At 55.9% G+C, this 8732-nt stretch carries 9 protein-coding genes and 2 pseudogenes; 3 read left to right on the top strand and 8 right to left on the bottom strand.

Translation table 11 applies throughout. The annotated features are described in order from the left end of the window. The first annotated feature begins 26 nt into the window (after positions 1–26). A complete protein-coding gene (gene upp / locus IQ254_RS27580) occupies positions 27–659 on the top strand; it encodes a uracil phosphoribosyltransferase (protein WP_193969355.1) in 633 nt (210 codons plus the stop codon). A gap of 889 nt (positions 660–1548) precedes the next feature. After that, entirely contained in the window at positions 1549–4074 is a 2526-nt protein-coding gene (locus IQ254_RS27575) for a glycogen/starch/alpha-glucan phosphorylase (RefSeq protein ID WP_193969354.1), read from the top strand. Positions 4075–4128: 54 nt separating this feature from the next. Here the strand turns inward: IQ254_RS27575 and lspA are convergent, their stop codons facing one another. From lspA to IQ254_RS27535, 8 genes and pseudogenes are all read right to left on the bottom strand, one after another. After that, positions 4129–4608 carry a signal peptidase II gene (gene lspA, locus IQ254_RS27570; RefSeq protein WP_193969353.1) on the bottom strand — a complete coding sequence of 160 codons (480 nt, stop codon included), beginning with the start codon at positions 4606–4608 and terminating at the stop codon, positions 4129–4131. 4 nt (positions 4609–4612) lie between these two features. Then, entirely contained in the window at positions 4613–5212 is a 600-nt protein-coding gene (locus tag IQ254_RS27565) for a biotin transporter BioY (RefSeq protein ID WP_369011368.1), read from the bottom strand. 227 nt (positions 5213–5439) lie between these two features. Continuing rightward, entirely contained in the window at positions 5440–5853 is a 414-nt protein-coding gene (arfB, locus tag IQ254_RS27560; protein WP_193969351.1) for an alternative ribosome rescue aminoacyl-tRNA hydrolase ArfB, read from the bottom strand. 63 nt (positions 5854–5916) lie between these two features. Then, positions 5917–6735, bottom strand: coding sequence for a carboxylesterase (locus IQ254_RS27555; RefSeq protein WP_193969350.1), 819 nt, complete (start codon positions 6733–6735; stop codon positions 5917–5919). Between the two features lie 89 nt (positions 6736–6824). Beyond that, positions 6825–6992 carry a ferredoxin gene (locus IQ254_RS27550; protein WP_193969356.1) on the bottom strand — a complete coding sequence of 56 codons (168 nt, stop codon included), beginning with the start codon at positions 6990–6992 and terminating at the stop codon, positions 6825–6827. 20 nt (positions 6993–7012) lie between these two features. Then, positions 7013–7297, bottom strand: a pseudogene (locus tag IQ254_RS27545) (hypothetical protein); the annotation flags it as partial. Between the two features lie 159 nt (positions 7298–7456). Continuing rightward, the gene (locus IQ254_RS27540) at positions 7457–7894 is read right to left on the bottom strand and encodes an HNH endonuclease (protein WP_193969349.1); all 438 of its coding nucleotides are present in this window, start codon (positions 7892–7894) and stop codon (positions 7457–7459) included. Positions 7895–7902: 8 nt separating this feature from the next. After that, a complete protein-coding gene (locus IQ254_RS27535; protein WP_193969348.1) occupies positions 7903–8304 on the bottom strand; it encodes a hypothetical protein in 402 nt (133 codons plus the stop codon). A gap of 136 nt (positions 8305–8440) precedes the next feature. Here IQ254_RS27535 and IQ254_RS27530 point away from each other — a divergent pair. Beyond that, positions 8441–8605, top strand: a pseudogene (locus IQ254_RS27530) (IS256 family transposase); the annotation flags it as partial. Between the last annotated feature and the right edge of the window lie 127 nt (positions 8606–8732).

Raw genomic sequence — 8732 nt, 5'->3', positions numbered from 1 at the left:
CCCCCCATCTCCCCATCCACTCCCCCATGTCCAACCTCCACCTCATCGACCACCCCCTGATCCAGCACAAACTCACCCTGATGCGGCGGGCCGAAACCAGCACCGCCAAGTTTCGCACCCTGCTGAAGGAAATCAGCCTGCTGATGGCCTACGAAGTGACGCGGGATCTGCCACTGAAGCTAGAGACCATTCAAACCCCCATGGCAACCATGGAGGCCCCGATTTTGGCCCCGGAGAAAAAGCTGGTGGTGGTTTCGATCATGCGGGCGGGCCAGGGCATTCTCGACGGCATTTTAGAACTCATGCCCTCGGCCCGGGTAGGCCACATTGGCCTCTACCGCGATCCCCAGACGCTGCGGGTAATTGAGTACTTTTTTAAGGTGCCGGAGGACTTGAGCGATCGCGATGTACTGGTCGTTGACCCCATGATCGCCACGGGCAATACGGCGGTGGCAGCCCTGTACCCACTGAAGCAGGGCAATCCGCGATCGCTGCGGTTTCTTTGCCTGCTGGCCGCCCCCGAAGGCGTCGCCCACTTTCACAGCGAGCACCCCGATGTACCCCTCTACGCCGCCGCCGTCGACGAAAAGCTCAACGAGCAGGGCTATATTTTGCCGGGGTTAGGAGACGCGGGCGATCGCCTATTTGGCACCAAGTAACGACAGCCCAACGACTCATTCAGCATTAGATGTTCGTGATCCTAGCTTTACCTAAGGTAAGAATGCATCGCTAATGCACCACTTCAGCAGACCTGCTGCTAGCCTTAAGCTTGATAAAAACCTAGCTTTTCACTGGGGATTTTGAGGTAATCTTTTTGTTAAATCCATCAGCAGTTATTATCTAAATCGGTCGGCGTCAGCAATAGACTTTTTCCAATATAAAATTCACGTTATCAGCAAATTAGCCAAGCTAACCTAGAGCCGCCGCCTCAGGAGTAGAGTGCTCTACCCAGCGGCCAAAAAGAGCCTTTGTGTAAAGCTACTTCTCAAGCTATTTATAATTCTTCGTGAAATTTTCGTTACAATCAAAACGACTTCTGGCAAAGGGTTTGCAGCCTTTCTATTCAAAAAATTCATTCCCTGACGCACTAATTTATCTAACTTAACAGTTCTAAACCACTCACTCAGCATGTTGTTCTTAACATTCTTTTAAGGCCATGCAGATGCTCTCTCTGAAAGCGTTTGAGAGTGTCTGGCAGAATTCTTGCATAGAGCGGTGAGGCTTTTTAGGGATGTACTAGGAGCCGTTGCGGGCCCAGTTTCTCCGGTGCAGCGCGTCTAGGCGTCGGCGAGGCGACAGAGTTTTATTCGCAGCCAGTTAAAATGAGGCAATCTCATTGGGAGGGCTGGGTTATAGTTTTAACTCAGCTTTAGTCAGTAAACCTATTCAGGGTTGGGGTTGTTGGGTAGCTGTCTCGAATGACCGAGACCACCTTGTCTAAAGTAAATGGCTTGCCATCGTCCCTAATCGAGACTATGGCGTCATCTGCTTAGGGCCTACGAGCTGCCAGCGAGTTCTTATGTAATCACTACGGTATTAAGGGTTCCTATGGCCAAGCAATCTAGTCGTCTGCCCGAGTCAAACGCCGCGACAGCGGTACCGCTGTCATTGGATACGGCAGATGTAGCGCTCGATACTGAGGCGCAGGTCAGTCAGATTCAGCAGGCGTTGGTGAACAACCTGCACTGGGTACAGGGTAAAGACGAGCGGTTTGCCACTATCCACGACTACTACACGGCCCTGGCCCACAGCGTGCGCAACCAACTGCTAAAAAAGCGCATTCACACCGCCAAGACCTACTCCCAAAAACAGGCCAAAACAGTCTACTACCTGTCGGCAGAATTTTTGATGGGGCGTCAGCTGGGTAACGGGCTGATTAATCTGGGCCTCTACGACACCATGCGCCATGCCCTGGCCGACTGTGGTCTCGACCTCGACGAATTGCTCGAGCGCGAAGCTGAGCCTGGCCTCGGCAACGGGGGGCTAGGTCGCCTGGCGGCCTGCTTTATGGATTCGCTCACCACCCTCAACCTGCCAGCTATCGGCTACGGCATCCGCTACGAATTTGGCATTTTTACCCAGCTCATTCGCAAGGGGCACCAGGTCGAAGCGCCAGACAAATGGCTCAGCTACGGCAACCCCTGGGAAATTGCCCGTCCCGACTACCGGGTCGAGATTAAGTTTGGCGGCCATACCGAGGTCTACAAAGACGGTGACAACGACTACCAGGTGCGGTGGATTCCAGGCCAGACGGTAATTGGCATTCCCCACGATGTACCCGTCCCTGGCTACGGCACCGAGAATGTCAATATCCTGCGGCTATGGAAGGCTGAAGCCGGTGAAGCCTTTGACCTGGAGGCGTTTAATGCCGGAGATTACTTTGGGGCGGTAGCCAAAAAGATGATCTCCGAAAACATCACCAAGGTGCTCTACCCCAACGACGAAACCGAGCAGGGCAAAGAGCTACGCCTACAACAGCAGTATTTCTTTGTGGCTTGCTCGCTGCAAGACATCATTCGGCTGCATCTACGCGACCACAGCGACCTCACCAACCTAGCGGATTGTGCGGCCATTCAGCTCAACGATACCCACCCGGCGATTGGGGTGGCCGAGCTCATGCGGCTGCTGATCGACGATTACCAATTTGAGTGGGACACCGCCTGGCAAATTACCCAGCGGGCCTTTGGCTATACCAACCACACCCTCATGCCCGAGGCCCTAGAGCGCTGGTCAGTTAACCTGTTTGGCAAGTTGCTGCCGCGCCACCTGGAACTAATCTACGAAATCAACCAGCGCTTTTTAGACCAGGTAAAGTTGCGCTACCCCAAAGATCCTGAGCGCCTAGAGCGGCTATCGCTGATTGAAGAAGGCCCCGAGCGGCGAGTGCGCATGGCTAACCTGGCCTGCGTTGGTAGCCATGCCATCAACGGCGTTGCCGCCCTGCACACTGAGTTGCTCAAGCAGGAGGTGCTGCACGATTTTTACGACCTGTGGCCCGATAAGTTCACCAACAAGACCAACGGCATTACCCCCCGTCGCTGGCTGTTGCAGTGCAACCCGCGTCTGGCCCAGCTGATTTCTGAAACCATCGGCGACAACTGGATTACCAACCTCGACCACCTCAGGCAGCTTGAAGCCCACATTGACAACCCAGCGTTTCGTCAGGCATGGCAGGCCATCAAGCAAGAAAACAAGTGGAGCCTGGCCCGCTATATTCACGACACCACCGGCATTGAAGTCAGCCCCAACTCGATGTTTGATGTCCAGATCAAGCGCATCCACGAGTACAAGCGCCAGCTGATGAACGTGCTGCACGTGGTCACCCTGTACAACCGCATGGTGCAAAACCCTGGCGATCATGTGGTGCCCCGCACGGTGATCTTTGGCGGTAAGGCGGCTCCGGGCTACGCCATGGCCAAGCTGGTGGTCAAACTGACCAACGCCGTCGCCGATGTGATCAACAATGACCCCATCGTCGCTGGTCGGCTCAAGGTCGTATTTTTACCCAACTACAATGTTTCCCAGGCCCAGCGGCTGTTTCCGGCCTCTGACCTGTCTGAGCAAATCTCTACGGCTGGCATGGAGGCCTCGGGGACTGGCAACATGAAGTTTGCCCTCAACGGGGCACTCACCATTGGCACCCTCGACGGTGCCAACGTAGAGATCCGCGAAGAGGTCGGGGCCGACAACTTCTTCCTGTTTGGTCTCACCACTGAGCAGGTGGCGGCCTGCAAGGCAGTGGGCCACAACCCCTGGTACTACTACGACACCAACCCCGAGCTGAAGCGCACCCTGGACGTGATCTCATCGGGCCTATTTTCGCCCGAGAATCCCGACCTGTTTTTGCCGATTCTCGACTCGCTGCTGGTGGACGACCCCTACATGGTGATGGCCGACTACGCGGCCTACGTGCAGTGCCAAGAGCATGTCAGCCGCACCTACGAAGACCGCGATCGCTGGGTACGCATGGCCATTCTCAATACGGCTCGCATCGGCAAGTTCTCTGCCGATCGCACCATTGCCGAGTACGCCCGCGATATCTGGAAGGTAAAGCCGGTGCCCGTCGGGAAATAGAGGAGTAGGAGGGTGGATGAGTGGGCGGGTACAAATCCCTCACCCATCCACCCTCTATAGCTCTCCCCGCTTCGGTGGTGTCTTCAGCGCTGCCACCAGCAGGCAAATAATGCCGATGTTGATGCAGACGTCGGCCACGTTAAAGATCGGAAAGCGAATTAGCCGAAAGTCAAAGAAGTCAATGACTTCGCCAAACAACAGGCGATCGATACCATTGCCCAGGGCACCGCTGAGAATCAGCCCGTAGCCCACTTGCTCCCAACGGTTGGGCAGCCGAGTTTTGAGGCCTAAGAGAATCAACCCCAGACTCACCCCCATCGACAGCCACTTGAGCCACTGGCCATTGTTGCTAAACAGACTAAACGCTGCGCCGCTGTTGGTCACGTAGGTAAAGTGAAACACCCCCGGCCACAGGGGCAGCGAGTCGGGGGGGGTGGTCAGCTCAAAGGTCTGGGCCACCCAATACTTAGTCAGCTGATCGAGCACCAGCCCCGCCCCAGCGGCTATCCAAAACCAACGATTGCGCACGCTCATGGGCCTAGTAAAACAACAGCTGCCGCAGCACTAGCGACAGCACCGCTACCGCGCACACAACGATCAGATGACCCGGTAGCGGCAATATGGAATACCCCAATAGCAGCTCCCAGTAGGAGGCCGATACGGTCTGTAACCAGCCTAGCAGGGAAGCTAGAGTCAGGTAAACAATGCCTAGACCGTGAATAATGCCCAGGCCACTGAGGCTGCTCAACGCCAGGTTTTCCAGCTTGGGCGGATATTTAAAGGCCAGGTAGCCACAGACCCACCCGGCGGGCACAAACCCAATCAGATAGCCAAAGCCAGGCTCGCGCACATAGCTGAGGCCACCCCCCTGGGTAAATACCGGAAAATCAAATACTCGAAATAGCGCCAACCCTAGAATCAAATAGGCGATCTGCGACAGCACCGCCGCATTTTTGCCGCCGACGCAGCCCGTGAGCAGCACTGCCCCCACCTGAAAGCTCACGCCCAATGAGAAAATAGCCATCCCCGACTGCCCCCAACTCCAGGGCCCGGTGAGCACAAACGCCTCCATCCAGGTGGCCACAATGGTGAGAACCAACCCGATCAAGGCCCATAGTAGTTCAGAGGGTGCTAGCACCGACGACGTCTTCACCCGTTTGCAGCAGTGGAGAATTCAGACATTCAGAGTAACAGGGTTTGCCACTGTGGACACAGGTGGGGCGAAAGAATTTCCAGATTGTCGAGGCGCTGGGGACAGCGGGGCAGGGGAGTTAGCCAAGGGCTCTAGACTGGCCTGCCTGGCGGTCTAGCCTAGAGGAAAGGTCGTTGAGGTGGGCGGGGCGGAGCTGCGGGCCGCAACGACAGTCAATCGCGGATATTGCCGCGCTGGGCTTTGAGCTGCGATCGCTTAGTTTTACCGTCCAGGCGCTTTTTCTGGGATCCCTTAGAGGGCTTGGTGGGCTTGCGTTTTTTGGGCGTCACGGTGACGCTTTGCACCAGCTCTTTGAGGCGATTGAGCGCATCCTCTTTGTTTTGTTCTTGGGTGCGGTGCTGCTGAGCTTTGATAATCACCACGCCGTCTTTAGTAATGCGGCTGTCGTTGAGGTTGAGCAGGCGCTCTTTGTAGAGGGGCGACAGCGACGACGCACCGATATCAAACCGGAGGTGAATGGCGGTGGCGACTTTGTTCACGTTTTGGCCCCCCGCCCCCTGGGAGCGCACGGCACTCAGCTCAATGTCGCTGAGGGGGATGGCGGTACGTTTGGTGATCTGCAGCATAGGGCTAGTTTATCGTTTTGGGCACAGCAGGTGCTGCGATCGCTGATGACCACAGCTGCATGGTCAAACGCCCTTACCCGTCGATAGCTGGCGCTGAAAGAACTCGGCCACCGTCTGGGCCACCGCTGCACCACTCTTATCCAGCAGCATCACGTGGCCCGAACCGTCAAACCAGGCCGTCTCTATCGGTACCGGAATTTGCGCTTGCATCAAGGGCAGCACCACCGGCAGCACGGTCAAATCGTTGTGGGAATGGATGCCCAGCACTGGGCAGCTAATCTTAGGTAGCCCGCTGCGGGCATAGCGACTGAGCTGCCAGAGGGTTCTCAGTGCATGGGAATGATGAAAGTCATAGCAAGGGATATAAAACGGATCCTTAGGCACGGCGGGTAGGGTAAAGCTCGCCCAGCTCAGCAGGGGAATCAAGATTTCGCCCTGGGGCGGCAGGCGCAGGGCTGGGGCTACCGCCACACAGCAATCGACTAAGCTTTCAGCCGCCATCCTCAGGGCGATCGCGCCGCCCATCGAAAACCCCAACAGCCCCACCCGAGCGTAGCGCTGCCTGGCTTTGGAAATCTCTTCCCGCACCGCCGCCAGCATCCCAGCTGGGGTAATGCGGGCAAATTCGCGCTTCTGTTCTTCGCGATGTTGGTACCCATGCCCCGGCAGGAGTGGCGCGACGGCAGCGATGCCTAGTTTTGCGATCGCCCGAGCGGCAGGTGCCACTTCATAGGGGGTGCCGGTAAACCCATGCACACAGACAACTACCGCGTTGCCATCACTATTGGGTTGCAGATACAGCGGTTGGGCATCAGGCATCAGCCGAGGTTCGGCCTCTGCGGGGATGGGGGCAAAGCCTGAAAAGTATGGCTGGGGTTGCATACTCTCACGAATATTGCGGATTCCATGATTGTGAATCAACGGTAGCCACAATCAAATTTAGCTACAGAAAAAGAAAGCTATGTTCTAACCTACAGTAGGTTCCGAAGGCGTTCTCTAAACGGCAACGCGGGGCGAGTCGACTGCACGGGTGAAGATATATCGGGGGCCATCCAGCGGCAGGTGTTGCAGTCCATGCAGGCGCTATCGACGTAGATGTCGCCGTCTACGGTTTGCGATCGCGGGTGGCATCTAGGCATCACCCGCGATCGCATTTGGCCTAAGCAGCCATGTCGTCCGCTTTGGGGCGGCGGCGGCGCAGGGCTTTGAAGCGTTCGCCCAGCTGGTCGGCCACGCTTTTGAGACCGGGGGAGCGGCGGGCGGCAGTTTTGACGTAGTCGTAGACGAGCAGGCTACCGCTCATCGATTCGCTGCCGACGGCGAGCAGGGTATCATCGACTGTTTCGGTGAGCTGCTCTAGCAGGCCCAGCACTTCGGTCAGGTCTACGGTGAGCTGGTAGTCGCGGGCAAATTCGGCGATGTCGAAGTCATTGGGTTCAACATTCCCGATGGAGAGGGGTAGAGACGTTGGTGTGGCGCAGGGGGTGAGAGATTCAGCCGTTTGGCGGAGGGGGCAACTGAATTGATACAGCCTTTACCTGTTTTATAGGTTGGATGCTTTGCCCTGAAGGGTCGAGATGTTGGGCACTACAGGTGTAGAGAGCTACCCGTTTGGCAGATTTTTGGGTAAGTCAGGGTAGAGTCCTTGAGATGCTAGAGCTTGACGCAACTGCAGTCGGCTAGACTCATTCATTTTTAGCAAAAAGAGGGTAGTTCGTCCTGTGGCGGTTAAGCCTTGAATGAGTCCCCCTTCTAGCTGGAAATGTTCTGACCAGGCTTGGGTGCGTGGGTTGAAGAGGGGTGTAATCTCGCCCATGAGGGGATCGAGGCTGGTGAGGTCTGAGCCTTTGTGTCGGTTACAGGGTAACCAGGCCAGTACGAGGTTTTCTGGGGTGGTTTGCCCGCCATGTTTGAGAGCGATCGCATGATCAACCTCGTGGCTGTAGATGGAGAAGGTCTGGTGAATGCGGCAATATTCGCAGGCCCCTAATGCCCTTTGGGTAACGAGTTGGCGAAGGGCTACCGAAATGTAGTCGGTCATGGGCAGGGCTAGTTTTGGGGAGCGGCGTTGAGGGTGGTGTAGGCGCGAACCTTCAACAGGCCCATTAAGGTATCCAATTGCTCATAAAGGTCTATCTCAGCAGATTCGGCTGGGCTGAGAGTGGTCTCACGATTCTTTTGTAGCAGGGTTTGCAGGCGGTTTTGAGAGGTTTCGGATACTTTGAAGCCGATGATTTGCTCTGAGGTGGGTTGACTGATGAGAAAGTCGAGAATTTCTTGGTAGGTGATGGAAGTGTTGGGCAGGTTGGGGGTTGTTGTGCTTTGCTCGCTGGGGGGTTGCCCGAGCAGGGTAGTGGCAATGAGCCGGGTAAAGAGACTAGAAAATTGGCTTTGGTAGGGGGCAAGCCGTTGGGCGAGGTCATCGGGAATGTTGATCGTGATTTGTGCCATAGGGGTTAAGCGTAGAAGATTTGGTTCGATCATAACCACAGCCAACGGATGGCATAGGCATCAAGGGCAAAATAGGGAGACTGATCAGAATTTTGTGTAAGCGGTCTAGAATCCCAATAACTCAGGAGACCGCATCATGGTACGCAAGAAGAAAGAACCAAACCGCATCGATGACATGCTGGATGATCTCTTGGCGGACTGCCAGGGGCCCGAGGATATTCTGGGGGAGTCCGGCTTACTCAAACAGCTGAGTGCGCGCCTGGTTGAGCGTGCGCTAGCCGGAGAACTCAACCACCACCTGTGATCTTGACTCAAGAAAGTGGACAGGTACTTTAAGCTACGTTCAGGCCCTCTAGAGAGAGCCAGTAGTTGTCTTCAAACTGCACTGGGGACAGATATCCAAGAGTTGAGTGCAACCGTTGTCGGTT

This window comes from Nodosilinea sp. LEGE 07088, from assembly GCF_015207395.1.
Classification (GTDB): domain Bacteria; phylum Cyanobacteriota; class Cyanobacteriia; order Phormidesmidales; family Phormidesmidaceae; genus Nodosilinea.
This window is presented reverse-complemented; position numbering and strand designations above follow the sequence as displayed.

What these genes read in the sequence shown, in the direction of transcription:
- upp (WP_193969355.1), top strand. Translation starts at nt 27, where the DNA reads ATGTCCAACCTCCACCTCATCGACCACCCCCTGATCCAGCACAAACTC.
- IQ254_RS27575 (WP_193969354.1), top strand. Translation starts at nt 1,549, where the DNA reads ATGGCCAAGCAATCTAGTCGTCTGCCCGAGTCAAACGCCGCGACAGCG.
- lspA (WP_193969353.1), bottom strand. Translation starts at nt 4,608, where the DNA reads ATGAGCGTGCGCAATCGTTGGTTTTGGATAGCCGCTGGGGCGGGGCTG.
- arfB (WP_193969351.1), bottom strand. Translation starts at nt 5,853, where the DNA reads ATGCTGCAGATCACCAAACGTACCGCCATCCCCCTCAGCGACATTGAG.
- IQ254_RS27555 (WP_193969350.1), bottom strand. Translation starts at nt 6,735, where the DNA reads ATGCAACCCCAGCCATACTTTTCAGGCTTTGCCCCCATCCCCGCAGAG.
- IQ254_RS27550 (WP_193969356.1), bottom strand. Translation starts at nt 6,992, where the DNA reads ATGCCTAGATGCCACCCGCGATCGCAAACCGTAGACGGCGACATCTAC.
- IQ254_RS27540 (WP_193969349.1), bottom strand. Translation starts at nt 7,894, where the DNA reads ATGACCGACTACATTTCGGTAGCCCTTCGCCAACTCGTTACCCAAAGG.
- IQ254_RS27535 (WP_193969348.1), bottom strand. Translation starts at nt 8,304, where the DNA reads ATGGCACAAATCACGATCAACATTCCCGATGACCTCGCCCAACGGCTT.